Here is a 20,852-nt window from a genome sequence, read left to right on the forward strand (position 1 = left end):
CCTGCGACAGGTGAAAGGAGAAGAACATGAAGGCAGATCGTTCGTCCGTTGCGCAGCAGGCCTCGGTGCCGCTTGAGGTCGTGAGTCTGGTGTCGCTGGGGCAGCACCCGGTTTCGGGACGTCTGCGGCGCGCCGAGCAGGACGCCCGCGCCCTGGAGCTGTGTCTGGCGCTGGAGCGTCAGTCGGCACCCGGTGCCGTAAGCCTCAGCGCCTGGCACGCCAGTGGCAGCGAGATCGCGCCCGGCAGCGAGCAGGATCAGGCGCTACGCGGCTATCTGGGCATGGGGCTGGAGTCGTTGACGCTGGTGACGCCGGATGCTCTCGGCGCTGACCCGCTCAAGGCTGTTGATCCGCTCAAGGCTGTTGATCCGCTCATGGCTGACGATTCGTCGCTCAAGGCTGCTGATTCGCTCATGGCTGACAATTCGTCGCTCAAGGCTGCTGATCAACCGGTTGTTGATGTCTGGCCACTGCTGGTCACGCGCCTCAAGCAGGCGGCACCGCAGCTGGTGGTGTGTGGCGGCCAGGGTGAGACCGGTGAGGGCAGTGGCCTGCTGCCGCATCTGCTGGCGGAGAGTCTTGGCTGGCCGCTGGTGGAGGGTATCGTCGCGATCGAGAGCTGCGATGGCGCGCATCTCACCGCCTTGCAGGCGCTGCCGCGTGGCCAGCGGCGACGGTTGCGCGTGAAGCTGCCGGCGCTTGTCAGTGTCGATTCCGCGGCGCCGGCGGCGCGTCAGTCGGCCTTCGCGCAGGCGCGGCGTGGTGAACTGTCCACACTGGCCAGTGGCGAGCTTGTCCATGATGCGCAGGCCGAGGCCTTCGGCGTGGCCCCGGCTCGCAAGCGTCCCAAGCGCTTGAAGCGCATCAAGGCGACCAGCGCGCGGGACCGCTTCAAGGCTGCGGCCGCCAAGGCCGAAGGGGGCGGTGGCAAGCGTCTGGAAGGCGTGAGCGCCGAGGAGGGCGCGGCGGAAATCCTCAAGCTGCTGCGTGAGGAAGGCGTACTGCGCTGAAGCCGCGCAGACGGTAAAAAGCCCCTGTCAGCTCGGCTGGCAGGGGCTTTTTCATGCATCACAGAAGGTCGTTTCTCACAGAAGGTCGCTCCTTACAGAAGGTCGCTTCTCACAGAAGGTCGTTTCTCACAGAAAGATCACTCCTCCCACTGCCAGTCCTCATCGTTCAAGGGTTCGGGCGAGGTGTGCTCGTCGGTGCCTTGGGGGGGCTTGCGCGCTGCCTGACTGGCTTCGCGCTGGCGCATCGGCATGTTGTCGATCACCTGATAGATCTGGTCGGGGGAGACGAAGCCTTCCTGCTGCATCTTCTTGCCGCCGTCCTTGCCCATCAGAATGACGGTGAAGGGCGCGCCCTCGCGCAGTTGCATGGCATCGCGCAGGGCACGCACCTCCTCGAAGCTCATCGGCACGCCATCGTGGATGCCGCGCGTGCCCATCAGCGTATAGAGCGTCATGTCGCGTTGCTGCATCTCGCCACGCGTGGCACGCAGTTCCTCGCGCTGACGCTCGAGGTCCCGGTCCTGCTCATCCGGCGCGATCAGCACCAGCGAGCGTCGGTTCCAGGTCTCGCCCAGCAGCGGGTTGGCGGCGGGGTCGACATTGGCGGCGGTCATGGTGGTCTCCGCGGTTTCCGGTGAGGTCGGGGGCGGTGGTGCGCCAGTGGATGTCTCGGCGGGCGCGTTCAGGTCGGCGTCCGAATCCAGCAGGCTGATGGCATGCACCGGCGAGCTCAGCAGCAGGGCCAGCAACAAGAGGCTCATCAGGCCCGGCATCAGCCTGTGATGCGAGAGCAGACGAGGCAGCGCGGGCGGTATCTGTGTGGACAGTACCTGCGAGGACAGTCTCTGCTTGGACAGTATCTGCGCAGACGGTATGTGCGTGGACATGGCAGTCCTCCGGCAACGAATGATATGAGCTGGGCGTGCCAGCCTGGGCTGCAGAAGCAGGTTGCACAGGAGAATGGCACACCCGGATGACAGCCTCTCCTTCAAGACTAAGACAGTCGCCGAGAGTTTGCTGCCCGTTGGCGCGCGGTTTAGGTGGTACTTCACGACATGCCGCCCTCATTCAGCCTGTGAAAAGGCCAATGGCGACATGCCGATAGCGGCGGCAGCAGGAGACATGCCTTGCTAGAGCGCGTAGCGAGCGCAGAGGCATGTCTGTATCGAGGGCGGGTCGAGTGCATGGCGGGCAGACTTCACGCGGCTTGCTGCAGATATTTTCACAATCGTGGTGCAAGCTGTATGCGCGTCCAGCCGTCATGACGCCCGCCATGCGCGGCCCCGCGGTTTTTACGTTGCTGATCTGCGACTCATGTAACTCTGGAGATACAGAATGTTTTCAAAGAGTTGCATGAAAAAATGAACATCCTGTCGTCAGGCCCGTCTGAGTTAGGGCAAACACTTATTGATCACTGCTGGAGGCTGCAATGAAACGGATGACTGCATACATGACGGCTGCCCTGATTTCCGCGGGCATGATGTCGGCACCGGCGTTCGCTGCTGACGCACCGGCCCAGGGTCAGTCTACTGCCCAGGCGGCACAGGCTCAGGCTGGCGATTTCACTGACGCTCAGCTGGAACAGTTCGCTGCGGCCTCTCAGGACATCGCACGCATCTCTCAGGAATTCGCCGGCAAGCTGCAGAAAGCCGACGACGAGACTGCCAAGCAGAGCGTGCGTCAGGAAGCCAACGACGAGATGGTCAGCGCTGTCGAAGACTCCGGTCTGGAAGTCGCCACCTTCAACTCCATCGGTCAAGCGGTCCAGAACGACCCGGACCTGATGAAGAAGGTGCAGAAGCTGGCTCAGGAAAACTCCTGATCTCGCCTGGATGACGTTCGGGTCATCCAATGAAAACGCCGCCCCCGGTTGCCGGGGGCGGCGTTTTTTTGTGCCCATGTCTTGCGGCCTGTCAGTCAGTACCGCCTTGGTCAGTAAAGCTATGGTCAGCGCCGCATGTCAGGCGCCGGCGACCGGACGAATGAGCATGTCCTGTGCCTTCTTTTCCTGCATCAGACCACGGAACAGCGAATAGCACATCACCAGCAGTACCAGCGTGAACGGCAGACCCGTGGCGATGGCACCCGCCTGCAGCGAGCCCAGTGCGGTGCTGCCGCCGCCGTAGAGCAGGGCGCAGGCGATCAGGCCGCCCATCGCTGCCCAGAACATGCGCTGGCTGGTCGGGGCGTCGATCTTGCCACCGGCGGTGATCGAGTCGATCACCAGCGAGCCCGAGTCGGACGAGGTCACGAAGAACACCAGTACCAGCACGATGGCGATCAAGGAGGTCACGCTGGACAGCGGCAGGTTCTCGAACATCTGGAACATGGCCATCGACGGTGAGTCGATACCGTTGGCCAGCGCGCCGACGCCATCGATGGCCTGTTCCAGCGCCGTGCCGCCGAAGACGGTCATCCACACGATGCCCACCAGCGTCGGGACGACCAGTACGGCGGTGACGAACTCGCGTACGGTGCGTCCGCGTGAGACGCGTGCGATGAACATGCCGACGAACGGTGACCAGGAGATCCACCACGCCCAGTAGAAGACGGTCCAGCCGTGGAACCAGCTTTCATCGGGGCGATCGATCCAGTTCGAGAGCGGGATCAGATATTCCACGTAGTGCATGGCAGTGGTGGGCAGGCCAGTGAAGATGGCGAGCGTCGGGCCGACGACGATGATGAAGGCGACCAGTGCGGCGGCCAGGATCATGTTGAAGTTCGAGAGCACCTTGACGCCGCCATCCAGGCCGCGGCTGACCGAGAATATCGCGACCAGTGTCACTGCCACGATGATGGCGATCTGGCTGGGCAGACCCGCACCGATGCCGAACAGATGATCGAGCCCTGACGCGGCCTGCGCCGCCCCCAGCCCCAGTGATGTCGCCAGACCGAAGATGGTCGCCAGCACGGCGAGGATATCGATGATGTGTCCCGCCCAGCCCCAGGTACGTTCACCGAGAATCGGGAAAAAGGCCGAGCGCATCGTCAGCGGCAAGCCCTTGTTGTAGGTAAAGAAGGCCAGTGACAGACCGACCACGGCGTACATGGCCCACGGATGCAATCCATAGTGATAGACGGTGGCGGCCAGTGCGGTCTCGGCGCCGGCGGGAGTGCGTGGTGCGGCATTGAGTGGCGTACCGTACCAGTCGGTGTAGTAGGCGACGGGTTCTGCCACGCCCCAGAACATCAGGCCGGTGCCCATGCCGGCGGCGAACAGCATCGAGAACCAGGCCAGGGTCGAGAAGTCCGGTCGGGCCTTGCTGCCGCCAAGGCGCAGCCGACTGACCGGATGCACGATCAAGAGCAGGCAGAACAGCACGAAGACGTTGCTTGAGAGCATGAAGAGCCAGTCGCCATTCGAGATGGACCAGGCCTTGGCACCGCCAAGTACCACTTCGGCCTGCTCGGGCAATAGCAGCGTGAAGAGAATGAAGCCGACGATCAGCACGGCGCTGATCGCGAAGACTGGGTTGTGGATATCAAGGCCCAGCGGTTGGACGTTGTCCCGGCCTATCTCGTAATCCGTGTCGTACGGGTTCGAAGCCATGGAGTTACCTCATATTGTTATTGGTGTTGCCACCTGTGAGGAGCGGGTGGTGCTGAAGGAGCCATTGGAGCGGAAGACGCCAGTGCAGGGCAGGGAGTGCTGTCACCCGGGATGGCACGGATCCCCAGTGCAATGGCGATCAGGAATATCCCTCGGTGACGAAGACCCTCGACGGTCGCTGCCTCATCAGGACACGGACGAATCGTCGAGTGGGCCGGCTTGCGACAGATTTATCAGCCAGCCACGACAGCGCGTCGTGCCAGGCATGCTGCGCCAGGCCCTCGTGATTGTGTGAGGGCTGGGCGAGAGCGAGTTAGCTGGATACGACGCCGGCATATGCGTGACTGACACAGGGGGCGATTCAGCGCTCAGAGCGGTTGTCGCAGGTGTGCCCGCTTTGTAGATTGCGATCTACAGTGAAGGAAAGTGGTGCGTACTCCCTGACCGCGCACCACTTTCGCGCCCGAGACTTCACTCCTCGCGCGATACGCCAGTACTTGCCTGCTCCTGCCCAATAACAACACCGTGGTGCCGCCATGACGCCTGAGACCCTGACCGAGCCGACACCTGTCGCTCGCCGCCGTTCGCGCAGCCAGTTGCGCGGCCGTCCGCTGGATGCCGAGGCCTGGGCCGAGGTACAGCGCCTGCTGGGCGATGCCCCGGCGCAGCGTGACCTTTTGCTCGAATATCTGCATGTGCTCAATGATGAGGTCGGCTACCTGACGCTGGCCCATCTGCGTGCGCTGGCCGAGTGGATGCGCCTGCCGATGGCCGAGGTCTACGAGACGGCCACCTTCTATGCCCACTTCACCGTGGTCCGCGATGGCGAGACGCCGCCCGCGGCGCTGACCGTGCGCGTCTGTGATTCGCTGTCCTGCCAGCTGGCCGGCTCCGAGGCCTTGCGCGCCGGTCTCGCCTCGGGGCTGGACCCCGAACAGGTGCGCGTGCTGCGTGCGCCCTGCATGGGGCGCTGCGACAGTGCGCCGGTGGCGGAGGTCGGGCATTACCATCTCGGCCACGCCAGCGTGAAAGACGTCACGGCGGCGATTGCCGAAGGTCATGTGCATGCTGCGCCGGCTGCGAGTCTCGACTATCCGCGGCTGGCGGAATATCGCGCCAGTGGCGGTTATGGGCTGCTCGCCGCGCTGGATGGCGGCGAGGTCAGCATCGAGGACCTGGCGCAGATGATCGAGCAGGCCGGTCTGCGTGGCCTGGGCGGGGCGGGCTTCCCGACGTTTCGCAAGTGGGGCTTCGTGCGTGCCGAGGCGGGGCCGCGCTATTGCGTGATCAACGCCGATGAAGGCGAACCCGGCACCTTCAAGGACCGCTGCTATCTGGAGCGTGAGCCGCACACCTTCCTCGAGGGCGCGCTGGCCAGTGCGCATGCCATCGAGGCCGAGGCGCTCTATCTCTATCTGCGCGACGAATACCCCACCCTGAATGAGGTGCTGCGCGACTGCATCGCGGAGCTGGAAGCCGCAGGCCTCGTCGCGCCGGGCTATATCCAGCTGCGGCGTGGCGCCGGCGCCTATATCTGTGGCGAGGAATCGGCGCTGATCGAGTCGCTGGAAGGCAAGCCCGGCAAGCCGCGTCAGCGCCCGCCCTTCGTGGCGCAATGTGGCTTGTTCGGTCGCCCGACCCTGGTCAACAACGTCGAGACGGTCTATTGGATCGTGCGGCTCCATCGCGAAGGCCATGACCACTACGTCGCGGCCGGGCGTCAGGGACGTCAGGGGCTGCGAAGCTTCTCGCTCTCCGGGCGCGTCAGACGCCCGGGCATGTATCTGGCACCGGCTGGCATCACGCTCAGCGAACTGGTCGAGGAATATGGCGGCGGTATGGCCGACGGCCATCGCCTGCGTGCCTATCTGCCCGGCGGGGCCTCCGGCGGCATTCTGCCGGCCAGCAAGGCGGACCTGCCGCTGGACTTTGACACCCTGCAGGCCCACGGCTGCTTCATCGGCTCGGCCGCGGTGGTGGTGCTGTCGGATAAGGACGACCTGGCGGCGGTGGCGCGCAATCTGATGAGCTTCTTCATGGACGAGTCCTGCGGCCAGTGCACGCCGTGTCGTGTCGGCACGCGCCAGATGCTGGCGGCGCTCAGTGGTGATGAGTGGGATGAGACGCTGCTGACGCGCTTGACGCAGGTGATGATGGACGCCTCGATCTGCGGGCTTGGCCAGGCCGCGCCCAATCCGGTGCTCGGCCTGCTCAAGGACTTCCGGGAGACCCTCGCCAGCAGCGGGGTGCGCTTGATCGCTACGAGCCACGCGGCTGACACCACGGGAGGTGAGGCATGAATGCGCTGACAGGATTGGGCAACTCGTCCTCGGATGATCAGCCGCTGCGCGAGGATGGCTTCACCATCACGCTGGATGGCGCCGAGGTGACGGCCTATCCCGGCGAGACGCTATGGAAGATCGCCAAGCGTGCCGGCGAGACGATTCCCCACCTCTGCTACAGCGAAGCGCCGGATTATCGCGGCGATGGCAACTGTCGCGCCTGCATGGTCGAGATCGACGGCGAGCGCACTCTCGCTGCCAGCTGCATCCGCGAGGCGCGGGCGGGCATGGTGGTGCGCAGTGCCAGTTCACGGCGTGCCGGCGAGGCGCGCGCGATGGTGGTGGAGATGCTCGCCGCCGACATGCCCGCCGAGGCGCACAACCCCGATGTCAGCAGCCACTTCATGGCGATGGCCGAGCTGCTGGCGGTGGATGTCGGGCACGCGCGCGAGACCCTAGGCGGCGCCCGCGAGACGGTCCGCGAGTGGTTGGGGGAGGCCGTGGAGGAGTGGTTGCCGACGCATGCCAGAGCTCTCGATCACTCCCATACCGCGATGGCGGTCAATCATGATGCCTGCATCAGCTGCGGCCTGTGCGTGCGCGCCTGTCGCGAGGTGCAGGTCAATGACGTGATCGGGCTGGCGGGGCGCGGCAGCAATACGCGCATCGTGTTCGATCTCGAGGACCCGATGGGCGACAGCACCTGTGTCGCCTGCGGCGAGTGCGTGCAGGCCTGCCCGACCGGCGCCCTGATGCCCGCTGCCCAGGTGGATGAGCAGGGCTTCGGCGACAGCGCCGCCGTCGATGAGCGCGTCGCCTCCATCTGCCCGTACTGCGGCGTGGGCTGTCAGCTGGAGTATCAGGTCAGCCGCGGCAGCGGCGAGGCGTTGAGTGTCGAGGGTCAGCCGGTCGCGACCCTGGCGGATACCCAGCAGTGCATGGCGGGCGCTGACTCCCTCCAGACTGATAAGCGCCGGCAACGTGTCGCGGATACGCGGCTGGACAACATCATCGCGGTCAGTGGGCGCGATGGGCCCTCCAACCACGGCCGGCTGTGCGTGAAGGGGCGCTTCGGCTTCGATTATCCGCGCCATCCGGAGCGTCTGATCCGCCCTCTGATTCGCCGTGACGGCGTGGCCAGGGGGCTGGACGCGAACTTTGACCCCGCCCACCCGCTGACCCACTTCCGTGAGGCCAGCTGGGACGAGGCCCTCGAGGTCGCGGCCGAGGGGCTCATGCGCCTCAAGCGTGTGCATGGCCCCGACAGCCTGGCGGGCTTCGGTAGCGCCAAGTGCACCAACGAGGAGGCGTGGCTGTTCCAGAAGCTGGTGCGCACCGGCTTCGGTTCCAACCATGTCGATCACTGCACGCGCCTGTGTCATGCAAGCTCGGTGGCGGCGCTGATGGAAGGCGTCGGCTCGGGCGGCGTGAGCGCCTCCTTCATGCAGGCCGAGCAGTCCGATCTGATCGTGCTGACCGGCTGCAACCCGGGCGTCAACCACCCGGTGGCGGCGACCTTCTTCAAGCGCGCCGCCAAGCGTGGCACGCGCATCGTGGTGATCGACCCGCGTGCGCTGGCGCTGCGTCGTCAGGCGCATCGCTCGATCCAGTTCACGCCGGGGGCGGACGTGGCGCTGTTCAATGCCATGCTCAACGTCATCATCACCGAGGGGCTGGCCAATCAGGCCTATATCGAGGCACACACCGAGGACTTCGCTGCGCTGGCGGAGCATGTCGCGGCGCTGACGCCGGAGGCGATGTCGCCGCTGTGTGGCGTGGCGGCAGAAGAGATACGCGCCGTGGCCCGCGAGTACGCGACCGCCAGCCGCGCGATGATCTTCTGGGGCATGGGCATCTCGCAGCACACCCACGGCACCGACAACGCGCGCTGTCTGATCGCGCTGGCGCTGGTGTGTGGTCATGTCGGGCGTGAAGGCACCGGCCTGCACCCGCTGCGCGGCCAGAACAACGTTCAGGGTGCCTCGGATGCCGGGATGATTCCGATGGTGTTCCCCGACTATCAGCCGGTGGGCGACACGGCGGCGCGCGAGCGGCTGGAAGCGCTGTGGCAGACCCCGCTCTCGGCGACGCCGGGCCTGACGGTGGTGGAGATCATGCATGCCATCCACGCCGATCAGATCCGCGGCATGTACATTCTCGGCGAGAATCCGGCGATGTCGGACCCGGATCTCGAACATGCACGCAGTGCGCTGGCGCATCTGGAGCACCTGGTGGTGCAGGACATCTTCGTCACCGAGACGGCACAGTTCGCCGATGTGGTGCTGCCCTCGTACGCCTGGCCGGAGAAGGACGGCAGCGTCACCAACACCAACCGGCAGGTGCAGCGCGGGCGGGCGGCATTACGCGCCCCAGGCGAGGCGAAGCCGGACTGGTGGATCACCCAGCAGCTGGCGCGGCGCATGGGGCTTGGCTGGGATTACGCCGGGCCGGAGGAGATCTACGCCGAGATGCAAGAGGGCATGGATTCCCTCGACAACATCGACTGGGCGCGGCTGTCCGCGGAGAACTCGGTGACCTATCCGTGCCTGACGCCGGGGGGCGAGGGTGAGGATGTGGTGTTCGGCGAGGGCTTCCCGCGCGCCAGCGGCCGTGCCCGCTTCGTGCCGACCTGGCCCACGCCGCCGGATGAGACGCTGGATGACGACTATCCGACGGTGTTGACCACCGGTCGTCAGCTGGAGCACTGGCATACCGGCTCGATGACGCGCCGCGCGGCGGTGCTCGACAATCTCGAGCCGGCCGCCGTGGCCACGCTCAATCCGGTGGAGCTGGAGCGCCTGGGCATCACGCCGGGTGAGCCGCTCTCGATTACCACGCGACGTGGCCAGATCACCCTTGCTACCCGCGCCGATCCGCTGACGCCGGCTGGCATGGTCTTCGTGCCCTTCTGCTACGCCGAGGCCGCCGCCAACCTGTTGACCAATCCGGCGCTCGACCCGGTGGGCAAGATTCCGGAGTTCAAGTACGCCGCCTGCCGTCTGGCCAGAGCCGAACCCGCCGAGGCGGGTGTGGAGAGCTGAAGCAGACATGTAAGGCGGACATGTGAGGTGGGCATGGCAAACGGGCTGGACCGAGCGGATAGATTGAGGCAATAGACCGCAATCGAGCCAGACGCGCCTGACGCAAATGCCTACGCCAGTGGCGTGGGCAGGCACGCAGAGGGCGCCCCGGTCTGACCAGAATGTCGGAGACAGCCCGTCGTGCATTTCGGCTATCCTCACAAGGGCTATGCTCAGAACAGAGTGGGTCAATACCAATGACAATGCCCGCCGTCAGCGAGCAAGGAGAATGACGATGATGATCGTGGAGCTGATTGATCACGAAGACTTTCGTGAGCGGCTGGTGGCGTTGGGCGTGCAGATTTCCGAGCATGCCTGCGCGGACACCTGCGCGCGCATGGCACTCAGAAAGCATGCCGAGGTGGGCGTGCCGGGCCTGCAGGAACTGGTGCGCGAGCTGGTGATGCACTCCGATATCCTGCTGCCATCGGTGCGCCAGGCGCTGGACAAGTATCTGCTGCCGGGGCTGCGCTAGGCGCGACACTCCTGAAAGATTGCGCGCCGCGCACTGACACTGATTGCCAGATGAACAAAAGGGCCTGTCGACTGACAGGCCCTTTTGCGTGGGTGCTCACTCGCCTCTTTTCACTGCGCGCAGTGTTTCAGCTCGATGCGTTGGCGCGATCGTATTCGCGCTTCTCCCAGCGCAGACCGCGGAACAGCGAGAAGCACATCACCAGCAGTACCATCGTGAAGGGCAGACCCGTGGAGATGGCGCCCGCCTGCAGCGCACTCAGTGCGGTGCTGCCGCCGCCATACAGCAGGGCACAGGCGATCAGGCCGCCGGCCGCTGCCCAGAAGATGCGCTGGCGCGTCGGGGCATCCTGCTTGCCACCGGCGGTGATGGAATCGATCACCAGCGAGCCGGAGTCGGAGGAGGTCACGAAGAACACCAGCACCAGCACGATGGCGACGCAGGAGGTGATGGAGGACAGCGGCAGGCTGTCGAACATCTGGAACATGGCCATCGAGGGAGTGTCGATGCCCTGGGCCAGCTCGCTGCCGGCGGCTCGTGCCTCTTCCAGTGCGGTGCCGCCGAAGACGGTCATCCACACGATGGTGACCAGGGTCGGTACCACCAGCACGGCGGTGACGAATTCGCGCACGCTGCGTCCGCGCGAGATACGCGCGATGAACATGCCGACGAACGGCGACCAGGAAATCCACCAGGCCCAGTAGAAGATGGTCCAGCTATGGAACCAGCCTTCGTCGGGGCGATCGATCCAGTTGGAGAGCGGCAGCAGATATTCCAGATAGCCGACGCTGGTGGTGCCGAGTCCGGTGATGATGTCCATGGTCGGGCCGACGATGAACAGGAACACCACCAGCAGCGCGGCCAGCATCATGTTGAGATTGGAGAGGCGTTTGACGCCGCCATCCAGACCGCGACTCACCGAGTAGATGGCCGCGAGCGTGACCGCCACGATCACGCCGATCTGACTGACCAGCCCATCGCCGATGCCGAACAGATGGTCCAGCCCCGAGGCCGCCTGTGCCGCGCCCAGCCCCAGAGAGGTGGCAAGGCCGAACAGGGTGGCGAGCACCGCGACGATATCGATGATATGGCCGCTCCAGCCCCATACACGTTCACCCAGCAAGGGGTAGAACACCGAGCGCAGCGTCAGCGGCAGGCCCTTGTTGTAGGCGAAGAAGGCCAACGACAGGCCGATCACGGCATACATGGCCCAGGGGTGAAGCCCGTAGTGGAAGACGGTGGCCGAGAGTGCCGCCGTCGCGCCTTCCGGCGTGCGCGGTGGCGCGTTCAGTGGCGTGCCGGACCAGTCGGTGTAGTACGCCACTGGCTCGGCGACCCCCCAGAACATCAGGCCGGTGCCCATGCCGGCCGCGAACAGCATCGCGAACCAGGCCATCCGGCTGAATTCCGGCTTGGCGTCGCGCCCGCCCAGACGCAGGCGGCTGACCGGGTGCAGGACCAGCAGCAGGCAGAACAGGATGAAGAAGTTGCTGGAGAGCATGAACAGCCAATCACCATGGGTGATGGACCATGCCTTGGCACCGCCCAGTGCCGACTCGGCCGACTCGGGCATCAGCAGCGTGAACAGGATGAAGCCTACGATCAGCAGCGCACTGATGGTGAAGACCGGCTTGTGGACATCCAGCCCGAGTCGCTGAACATTGTCCTGACCGATCTGGTAATCCGTCACATACGGATTCGATGACATGGAGTTACCTCGTATGTTTTCTTTCGATAGCCGCTCCTGTGGGCATCTCGAGTCAGAATGAGGGACCTTGTCCCGCCTGGTGGAAGCGTTCAGACCTTGGTCTGAAGCCTTGTGCAACATGCGCCTTTCTGCCAGTTGCAGATGACGGCGTCAAACCTTGAGTCATCCTTGTTATGCGCTGAAAGGCATTGATTGTATTGAGGTTTATGGATTTCCTGTCCGTGCCGGAAACTCATTCGGGGCGCTGTAGGCTGAACAGGCTGTCCGTGCGTGCATAGTCACTGCCGGCCATGCGCCCGATGGCACGCAGCACCTCATTGTCGACATGCCGCCCATCCCAGACCGCTGCGTCGGCATGCATCACCACCACCTCGGCCAGCACCAGTGAACCGGCCAGCGGCTGATCACCGAACGAGATGATGTCGCGCAGTCGACAGCCGAAGGCGATCGGAGCGCCTTCCACGCGCGGAACCGCAAGCGGCGGCATGGCCACCTTGTTCAGGCCCGCGTGGGTGAACTCATCCTCGTCGGCGGCAAGACTGGCGCTGGTGAGATTGAGCGCCTCGCTCATCGCCTCGCCACCGATGTGAATGACGCACTCCGCCACCTGCCCGAGGTTGTTGAGGGTGTCCTTGGTCTTGCCTTCGCCATTGCGCAGCGGGCTGAAGGCGAGCACCGGCGGATTGATGCTGGCGATGGTGAAGAACGAGAAGGGCGCGAGGTTGGTGTTGCCTGCCGCATCGATGGTCGAGACCCAGGCGATCGGCCGGGGCGCGATGCTGCCCGAGAACAGGCGATAGAGGATGCCTGCGGGAAGCTGGTCGGCGGCGATGAGGGAATGCGTGGTCGAGGAGGCAGTCATGGTGAGGGTCTCATTGCAGGGCTCTGGTTGTAGGGCCGTTGTTATAGAGCTGTCGTTAGAGAGCTTTCGTCGCAGAGCTGTCATTGCAGAGCTGTCATTGCAGAGCTGCCGTCACAGGGCATGGCTCTCGACCCGCTCAGCCAGCATGTCGCACGGCGCCTGATATTGGAGAGAGTGAGAGCCCGCCAGGCCCAGAGCCCGATAAGCCAAGAGGTCGCTAGACCGAGAGCTCGAGAATCTGGCCGTCGCGGCGAGTGGCGGCCGCGAATCATCGCTGATGTAGAGCGCGAATCGCGCCTGACCACAGGCCGGTGGTGCTGATGAAGAGTGGCCTGTGTGGCCGCTGGGCGTGGAAAAGGCCCCGGGAAATTCTCCCAGATCATTGTCCCTATTTTTGGTGTGGTCAATTGTCGCAGGTATTGACCTTTTTCGAGGATGTTGTTCCTGACGCCGCGGTCGAGTTCATTCCTTGTCTGACTCAAGTCACACAATGGGGGCGGGAAACCGGATTTTTGTGCAAAATTGGTAACCAGATGGTTTCTGCATTGTGTTTATTTGTGTGTTTTTTATGATGGCGGGCCGGGCGTCATCTGGCAGAAAGGTGGTGAGTCCGCGTAAATGAATGGCGGAAAATGACACTCATCAGGTCATTTGGTTCGGCATTGATCATGAGAATGGCATGCCAAGGTTGCGAAAAAGTGTCCCCTGTTGATCGGGAATGCCAGCATCGTGTGAGACGCATCATGGTGCATTTACCTGTCAGGTCATGATCGATAATGATGCATGTTTTCTCGTCAATGAACGCCGGCCTCATACAAGTATCATGTCGGGAAAATGCCTCTCTCGCCCGGGTTGGGGGAGTACTTCAGCAACTTTTGAAAGGCTCAGCGGCAAAATTTTTGGCATTTAATTTCAAATTATGGTCATTTATTGGATTTTTGTTGCGCGGTATCGTGTAGTGGTAGTGGTTGCTTCGACGCCACCTGGTGCGCCGATGGCGAGGACATCTGCGGGGATGCACTGAATTGTGGCGCGACAAGGTCGTGATTCTCACGGGCATCATCAAGCAGGGCAGGGGGGCTGGCATCGCGGAGAAGGCCGGTGAATGACGAGCTGTCTGGCCCTGCAAGGCATGCGCTGTCGCGACATCATCGCCGTGAGTGTCGGCTTCCCCACCCGATCCCGCTGCCTTAACCTCCCTCGAGCGTGAGAGAACTCATGCCGCTCAAGGCATGATTGGCGCGCACCGGATGGCCGAAGTCATCCGCATGTGGCCCCTGGTGCGTCATCCTGCCCCGTAGTCAGCCCCCCTGTCTTTTCTCTATCCTGTGCCCGCCTGCGGGAAATCTTCTGATTTCGTTCGAAAGATCGACGGCTTCCTGTTGGTCATTTCTTCGAACGCTGTGTTCCACATGTGGGCTCGTCATGACGCCATGGCGTGTTCCAACGAGGTCGTGAGATGAGAAAAAGCCTAATGCGGGGGGCTCTGCGGGGACTCCCTATCCTCGCGGGATTATTGATGCTGTCCGGCTGTGACGCCGTACTCTTCGATCCCAAGGGGCCTATCGGTGAATCCGAAAAGTCGCTGATCCTGACTGCTACCTACCTGATGCTCGTGGTTGTTATCCCGGTCATCTTCATGACGCTGTGGTTCGCCTGGCGCTATCGCGATACCAAGCAGAGCAAGGCGACCTACACGCCCAACTGGGCGCATTCCACCAAGATCGAGATCGTGGTCTGGGGCATTCCGTGCCTGATCATCCTCGCTCTGGGCATCCTGACCTGGAAGAGCACGCACGAGCTGGACCCGCGTGCCGAGATCGTCGACGGCGGTGAGCCGATCGAGGTGCAGGTCGTGTCCATGGACTGGAAGTGGTTGTTCATCTATCCGGAGCAGGGGATCGCGACGGTCAATGAACTGGCCATGCCGGTGGATCGTCAGGTTCGCTTCCACATCACATCCGACACGGTGATGAACTCGTTCTTCGTCCCGCAGCTCGGTAGCCAGATCTATGCAATGGCGGGGATGGAAAACCGTCTGCACCTGATCGGCAGTGAAGTGGGTACCTACGACGGTATCTCTGCCAGCTATAGCGGCGCCGGCTTCGCGGACATGCACTTCAAGGCGCATGTCATGAGCGAAGGCGACTTCGACGCCTGGATCGAGAAGGCACGCGGCAGCAGCAAGGTGCTGGATGACGCTGGTCTTGCCGCTCTCAAGGAGCCGAGCGAGGACGTCGCCCCGACCTTCTATGGTCAGGTCAAGCCGAACCTGTATGAGCAGATCATGGCGCCCTACATGGACGGCATGGAGCTGGGCATGAGCGATGATCAGATGCGCCACATGAAGAAGGGTGGAATGCATCACGACAGCGCCGAACACGGCATGTCCGATCATGACGCTTCTGGTCACGCTGAATCTGCGATGGCAACCGAGGAATAAGCAATGCTTGGAAAACTCACAATAGAGGCTGTTCCGTATCACGAGCCGATCGTCATGATCGTGCTTGCGGCGGTAATCCTCGGTGGTGCAGCCCTGTTCGGCTTCATCACGGTAAAGAAAAAGTGGGCCTACCTGTGGAATGAGTGGTTCACCTCTGTCGATCACAAGAAGATCGGCATGATGTACATCATCGTCGCGTTGGTGATGCTGATCCGTGGTTTCTCCGATGCGATCATGATGCGTTCCCAGCAGATGCTGGCGTCCACCGGCGGGCACGGCTATCTGCCCCCGGATCACTACGACCAGATCTTCACTGCCCACGGCGTGATCATGATCTTCTTCGTGGCGATGCCGCTGGTCATCGGTCTGATCAACGTTGTCGTGCCGCTGCAGATCGGCGCACGTGACGTGGCCTTCCCGTTCCTGAACTCGCTCAGCTTCTGGCTGTTCGTGGTCGGCGCGCTGCTGGTCAACATCTCTCTGGGTCTGGGTGAGTTCGCCAAAACCGGTTGGCTGGCCTATCCGCCGTTGTCGGGGGCCAATTACAGTCCCGGGGTCGGGGTGGATTACTGGATCTGGTCATTGCAGATCTCCGGTGTCGGTACCCTGCTGACAGGTGTCAACTTCATCGCCACCATCCTCAAGATGCGTGCGCCGGGCATGTCCCTGATGAAGATGCCGGTCTTCACCTGGACCGCACTGTGCGCCAACGTCCTGATCGTCGCGGCCTTCCCGATTCTGACCGCTACCATCGCGATGCTGACGCTCGATCGCTACCTCGACTTCCACTTCTTCACCAATGACCTTGGTGGAAACATGATGATGTACGTCAACCTCATCTGGGCCTGGGGCCATCCTGAGGTGTACATCCTGGTGCTGCCGGTCTTCGGTGTGTTCTCCGAAGTCATCTCCACCTTCTCCAAGAAGAAGCTGTTCGGTTACACCTCGCTGGTGTGGGCGACTCTCGTCATCACCGTCCTGTCGTTCATCGTCTGGCTGCACCACTTCTTCACCATGGGTGCCGGCGCTGACGTGAACGCCTTCTTCGGTATCGCGACGATGATCATCTCGATCCCGACAGGTGTGAAGATCTTCAACTGGCTGTTCACCATGTACCGCGGTCGCGTCGAAATGACCTCTCCGGTGCTGTGGACCCTGGGCTTCATCGTCACCTTCACCATCGGTGGCATGACCGGCGTTCTGCTGGCCGTTCCGGGCGCCAACTACGTACTGCACAACTCGCTGTTCCTGATCGCTCACTTCCACAACGTCATCATCGGCGGCGTGGTCTTCGGTGCGATGGCCGGTATCACCTACTGGTTCCCGAAAGCGACCGGCTTCATGCTGTGCGAGAAGTGGGGCAAGCGTTCCTTCTGGTTCTGGATCACTGGCTTCTACCTCGCCTTCATGCCGCTGTACATCCTCGGCTTCATGGGCATGACCCGTCGTCTGCAGCACGTCGACAACCCGCTGTGGGTGCCGTACCTGGTCGTCGCCTTCATCGGTGCCTGCCTGATCATGATCGGTATCGCCTGCACCGTGATCCAGATCGCGGTCAGCATCAAGAACCGCAAGCAGCTGCAGGACACCACTGGCGATATCTGGGGCGGTCGTACTCTGGAGTGGAGCACCACTTCACCGGCACCGTTCTACAATTTCGCTCACGAGCCGCAGGTTTCCGAGCTCGACGAGTTCTGGGAAATGAAGGAACGTGGCATCGAGCAGGAGGCCAAGAAGCCTTATGCGCCGATCCACATGCCGCGCAACGCCGCTGCTGGCGTCATCATCTCCGCCTTCAGCCTGGTGTTCGGTTTCGCACTGATCTGGCACATCTGGTGGATGGCCGTGGTCGGGCTGGTCGGCATGATCGCCACCTTCATCGTGCGCTCCTTCAACTACGACATCGACTACTACGTGTCCGTCGAGGAAGTGGAGCGTGTCGAGCGTGAGGGTCGCGAGCGTCGCGCCCTGCCCAGCGCCCGCACACCTAACGACACAGTGGTTCAGGGGTAATCATGGCGAATAATGCAATGACATCTCACGATGGGGCGCATGACGCCCATGACGATCACGAGCATCACGATACCAACGGCCTGAAGGTCTTCGGTTTCTGGCTCTATCTGCTGAGCGACTGCATCCTGTTCGCGATGCTGTTCGCGGGCTATGTGGTACTGAGCCAGGCGTATGCCGGTGGCCCGACGGGCGCCGAGATCTTCGAGCTGGACTTCGTGCTGGTCGAGACCGCGCTGCTGCTGGCCTCGAGCTTCACCTACGGCCTGGCGATGCTGGGCATGAACCGCGGAGACAGCTCCGCGGTGATCAAGTGGCTGATGATCACCTTCGCCTGTGGCGCAGGCTTCATCGCGATGGAAATCTATGAGTTCCACCACCTGATCGTGAACGGCCATGGTCCGGACAAGTCCGCGTTCCTGTCTGCCTTCTTCACCCTGGTCGGCACCCACGGTCTGCACGTGACCGTCGGTCTGATCTGGATGGCGCTGCTGATCTTCCAGGTCAAGCAGAAGGGCCTGACGGAAATGCATCGCGGTCGTCTGATGATGCTCAGCCTGTTCTGGCACTTCCTGGACGTCATCTGGATCTGCGTCTTCACCGTCGTCTATCTCACAGGAGTGATGCTATGAGCCATTCCAACAACGACCACAACGACAATCACGGCAGCGTCAAGCAGTACGTGACCGGTCTGATTCTCTCCATCATCCTGACCATCATCCCGTTCGGGATGGTGATGATGATGGACGATCCGGGTGTCGGCGTGATCTGGGCCGTCTACGGCTTCGCCATCGCTCAGGTCTTCGTGCAGCTGTACTTCTTCCTGCACCTGGACGGCTCCAAGGAGCAGAGCTGGAATGTCATGGCCATGCTGTTCACCCTGGTGATCGTGGCAATCGTCGTTGGTGGTTCCATGTGGATCATGATCGAGCTGAATCAGAACATGATGCCCATCTGATAGCGTGAGCCTGATGATCAAGGACTACCTGCGTACCACCAAGCCGGGCATTATCTTCGGCAACCTGATCACCGTCAGCGGCGGCTTCTTTCTCGCTTCCGGTGGTGAGGTGGATTGGGCGCTGTTCATCGCCACCCTGGTCGGGGTGGCGTTGATCGTGGCCTCAGGCTGTGTGTTCAACAACTGCATCGATCGCGATATCGACCGCCACATGGCGCGTACCCAGGGCCGTGCTCTGGTACAGGGCGACATCTCGCTGAAGGGGGCCTTCGTCTTCGGCAGCGTGCTGGGCCTTGCAGGCTTCTGGCTTCTGGCCGCGATGACCAATCTCATGGCGATGATCGCCGTGGGGCTGGGCTTCGTGATCTACGTCGGGGCCTACAGCATGTGGCTCAAGCGTGGTTCGGTGTATGGCACCCTCATCGGCTCACTGTCCGGCGCTGCGCCGCCAGTGGTCGGCTACCTGGCCGTCACCGGTCAGGCGGACATGGGGGCGCTGCTGCTGTTGATCATCTTCAGCATGTGGCAGATGCCGCATTCCTATGCGATTGCCATGTTTCGTGTCGATGACTATCGGGCCGCCAATATTCCGGTACTCCCGGTAGCGCGAGGCATGGAGCATGCCAAGCGTGTAGTGACGGGGTACATTGCCGGCTTCATCCCGGTGTCGCTGTTGCTGACACTGTGGGGATATACCGGCATCTGGTATCTGGTAGTCGCGACCGTCACGGGTGGCTGGTGGCTGTATCTGGCCGCCTGGCGCCTCAAGGATCAGCCTGATGCCTCCTGGGCACGCAAGCTGTTCGGCTTCTCCATCATCATCGTCATGGCGCTCAGCCTGATGATGAGTCTGGACACGCAGCTGTAATCCAGCCGTAGTACCTCTCGGGTGACCCGCCTTCGGCGTGTTGCCCGGGTGAAAGCCAAAAAAACCCGCCACCGGCTTGCCGGTGGCGGGTTTTTTCTTGCCTGTCTTTTAGTAGAAGCTCACAAATCCTCAGGCCAGCTGCAGATGCGGCTCCTGCTGTTCCTTGAGCGCTTCCTGCATGCGCTCGGCATACCAGTCGACGAAGTCGACGACACCGAACTCGAAGGTCGCCGAGTAGGGGCCGGGTTGATAGGCGCTGGAGTTGACGCCGCGCTGGTTCTCTTCCACCAGCTGACGGTCCTGATCATTGGTGGCGTCCCACACCTTGCGCAGCTTCGCCAGGTCGTAGTCGACACCCTCCACCGCGTCCTTGTGCACCAGCCATTTGGTGGTCACGCGGGTCTTGAGGGGGCCGATCGGGTCGACCTGGAAGACCACGGCGTGATCGCCCATGAAGTGGTTCCAGGAGTTGGGCAGGTTGAGGATGCGCAGCGAGCCCATGTCGGGGCTTTGCAGGCGACCCAACAGCTTCTTGCATGCCGGGGTGCCGTCCGTGGTCATCGAGACGGTGCCTTCCAGCAGCGGCGTGCGCGTCATGCGATTGCGGCGACCGAAGCGCACCAGCTGATAGGGCACCTTCTCGGCATCCCAGTCGGCCTGCTTCTTGGCGACCAGCGCCTTGTAGGCCTCGGTGGCACGCGGGTCATCGGTGTCATCGAATTCCTGCAGGGTGTTGAGCAGCTCCGGGTGGGAGCCATCGCAGTGATAGCACTCGCGATTGTTCTCGATCACCAGCTTCCAGTTGCCTTCCTCGATGATGGAGGAGCTGGCCGCGACCTTGACGTTCTCCATGTCGTAGGGCTTGAGGTAGAACTCCAGCGTCTTGAAGAACGGCTCGCAGTTCTCGGGCTGCTCGGCGAGGTTGATGAACAGCATGCCGCCGGCTGAGCGCACGTGGACGGGGTGCAGGCCGTATTCACTGGTGTCGAAGGTGGTGCCCATGTCGGAACCGGCGAACAGCAGGCGACCATCCAGCTCATAGGTCCACTTGTGATAGCCGCACACCAGCTTGGCGACCTTGCCGCGCTCGGTGCTGCACAGGCGGGACCCGCGATGGCGACAGACGTTATGGAAGGCATGGATGGCCCCGTTGTCACCGCGCACGATGATGATCGGACTGTTGCCCACGTCCATGGTCATGAAGTTGCCCTTGAGCGGGATCTCGCTGCTGAGACCGGCAAACAGCCACTCGCGCTCGAAGATCTCCTTCATGTCGAGATCGAACAGGCGCTGATCATTGTAGAAGGGCTGGGGCAGGGTGTAGCCGGGGCTGCGGGCCTCTAGAAGCCGCGCGGCGGCCTCGCGTACCGCCTGACGCTGCTGATCCTGAGCGTGTTCCAGTAAGTCGCTCATCGCGGTGTCCTCGCACGGTCGGTAGGCGCCGGGAGCAGGGTCGCCTTGGGTTGAGTGAGTGTGCTGATCATTGTTGTTGTGAAGCCGGGACAGAGGGAACGAGTGAACAGACCATTGCCGGGCAGCACCGCGGGGCGAAATCGGCGCACCCATGAGGGAGTGCCGATGCATCGCGCGGTGCGTCATCCCGTCC

15 protein-coding genes are annotated in these 20,852 nt (G+C 62.7%); 10 read left to right on the forward strand and 5 right to left on the reverse strand.

Annotation, left to right across the window (positions count from 1 at the left end; genetic code table 11):
* The first annotated feature begins 26 nt into the window (after nucleotides 1-26).
* Nucleotides 27-1,010 (forward strand): electron transfer flavoprotein subunit beta, encoded by a 984-nt coding sequence (locus QD356_RS11110; RefSeq protein WP_225996518.1) that lies wholly within the window; start codon nucleotides 27-29, stop codon nucleotides 1,008-1,010.
* 137 nt (nucleotides 1,011-1,147) lie between these two features.
* Here the strand turns inward: QD356_RS11110 and QD356_RS11115 are convergent, their stop codons facing one another.
* Nucleotides 1,148-1,897, reverse strand: a complete 750-nt coding sequence (locus tag QD356_RS11115) for a DUF4174 domain-containing protein (RefSeq protein WP_192838591.1) — start codon at nucleotides 1,895-1,897, stop codon at nucleotides 1,148-1,150.
* A gap of 542 nt (nucleotides 1,898-2,439) precedes the next feature.
* On the opposite strand from QD356_RS11115, the gene QD356_RS11120 reads away from it, so the two are divergent.
* Nucleotides 2,440-2,832 carry a DUF4168 domain-containing protein gene (locus tag QD356_RS11120; protein ID WP_043333741.1) on the forward strand — a complete coding sequence of 131 codons (393 nt, stop codon included), beginning with the start codon at nucleotides 2,440-2,442 and terminating at the stop codon, nucleotides 2,830-2,832.
* A 138-nt stretch (nucleotides 2,833-2,970) separates the two neighbouring features.
* Here QD356_RS11120 and QD356_RS11125 read toward each other — a convergent pair whose 3' ends face one another.
* Complete coding sequence (locus QD356_RS11125) at nucleotides 2,971-4,560, reverse strand: BCCT family transporter (protein WP_192838590.1); 1,590 nt, start codon at nucleotides 4,558-4,560, stop codon at nucleotides 2,971-2,973.
* Between the two features lie 536 nt (nucleotides 4,561-5,096).
* On the opposite strand from QD356_RS11125, the gene QD356_RS11130 reads away from it, so the two are divergent.
* The 3 genes from QD356_RS11130 to QD356_RS11140 all read left to right on the forward strand — a co-directional run bounded on the left by QD356_RS11130 (nucleotide 5,097) and on the right by QD356_RS11140 (nucleotide 10,397).
* Nucleotides 5,097-6,860, forward strand: coding sequence for an NADH-ubiquinone oxidoreductase-F iron-sulfur binding region domain-containing protein (locus QD356_RS11130; protein ID WP_192838589.1), 1,764 nt, complete (start codon nucleotides 5,097-5,099; stop codon nucleotides 6,858-6,860).
* Complete coding sequence (locus QD356_RS11135; protein WP_192838588.1) at nucleotides 6,857-9,883, forward strand: molybdopterin-dependent oxidoreductase; 3,027 nt, start codon at nucleotides 6,857-6,859, stop codon at nucleotides 9,881-9,883. The genes QD356_RS11130 and QD356_RS11135 overlap by 4 nt, the downstream gene beginning before the upstream one ends.
* Nucleotides 9,884-10,157: 274 nt before the next feature.
* Complete coding sequence (locus tag QD356_RS11140; RefSeq protein WP_043333148.1) at nucleotides 10,158-10,397, forward strand: hypothetical protein; 240 nt, start codon at nucleotides 10,158-10,160, stop codon at nucleotides 10,395-10,397.
* Between the two features lie 127 nt (nucleotides 10,398-10,524).
* Here the strand turns inward: QD356_RS11140 and QD356_RS11145 are convergent, their stop codons facing one another.
* On the reverse strand, nucleotides 10,525-12,105 hold the full coding sequence (locus QD356_RS11145; RefSeq protein ID WP_192838587.1) for a BCCT family transporter: 1,581 nt from the start codon (nucleotides 12,103-12,105) through the stop codon (nucleotides 10,525-10,527).
* Nucleotides 12,106-12,337: 232 nt separating this feature from the next.
* Nucleotides 12,338-12,967: a flavin reductase family protein gene (locus QD356_RS11150; RefSeq protein ID WP_052384477.1), complete on the reverse strand. Its 630-nt coding sequence runs from the start codon at nucleotides 12,965-12,967 to the stop codon at nucleotides 12,338-12,340.
* Nucleotides 12,968-14,441: 1,474 nt separating this feature from the next.
* Here QD356_RS11150 and cyoA point away from each other — a divergent pair.
* The 5 genes from cyoA to cyoE are packed head-to-tail and all read left to right on the forward strand — an operon-like array spanning nucleotide 14,442 to nucleotide 19,246.
* Complete coding sequence (cyoA, locus tag QD356_RS11155) at nucleotides 14,442-15,410, forward strand: ubiquinol oxidase subunit II (RefSeq protein ID WP_082388205.1); 969 nt, start codon at nucleotides 14,442-14,444, stop codon at nucleotides 15,408-15,410.
* A 3-nt stretch (nucleotides 15,411-15,413) separates the two neighbouring features.
* Nucleotides 15,414-17,423: a cytochrome o ubiquinol oxidase subunit I gene (gene cyoB / locus QD356_RS11160; RefSeq protein WP_054555335.1), complete on the forward strand. Its 2,010-nt coding sequence runs from the start codon at nucleotides 15,414-15,416 to the stop codon at nucleotides 17,421-17,423.
* Nucleotides 17,424-17,425: 2 nt separating this feature from the next.
* Entirely contained in the window at nucleotides 17,426-18,052 is a 627-nt protein-coding gene (gene cyoC, locus QD356_RS11165) for a cytochrome o ubiquinol oxidase subunit III (RefSeq protein WP_131431257.1), read from the forward strand.
* Nucleotides 18,049-18,378: a cytochrome o ubiquinol oxidase subunit IV gene (cyoD, locus tag QD356_RS11170; protein WP_107335551.1), complete on the forward strand. Its 330-nt coding sequence runs from the start codon at nucleotides 18,049-18,051 to the stop codon at nucleotides 18,376-18,378. The genes cyoC and cyoD overlap by 4 nt, the downstream gene beginning before the upstream one ends.
* A gap of 13 nt (nucleotides 18,379-18,391) precedes the next feature.
* Nucleotides 18,392-19,246, forward strand: a complete 855-nt coding sequence (gene cyoE, locus QD356_RS11175; RefSeq protein WP_043333143.1) for a heme o synthase — start codon at nucleotides 18,392-18,394, stop codon at nucleotides 19,244-19,246.
* Nucleotides 19,247-19,375: 129 nt separating this feature from the next.
* Here cyoE and QD356_RS11180 read toward each other — a convergent pair whose 3' ends face one another.
* The gene (locus QD356_RS11180) at nucleotides 19,376-20,659 is read right to left on the reverse strand and encodes an aromatic ring-hydroxylating dioxygenase subunit alpha (RefSeq protein WP_192838586.1); all 1,284 of its coding nucleotides are present in this window, start codon (nucleotides 20,657-20,659) and stop codon (nucleotides 19,376-19,378) included.
* Nucleotides 20,660-20,852 lie beyond the last annotated feature (193 nt).

The sequence above is a fragment of the Cobetia sp. 2AS genome (assembly GCF_029846355.1).
Taxonomy (GTDB): domain Bacteria; phylum Pseudomonadota; class Gammaproteobacteria; order Pseudomonadales; family Halomonadaceae; genus Cobetia; species Cobetia amphilecti.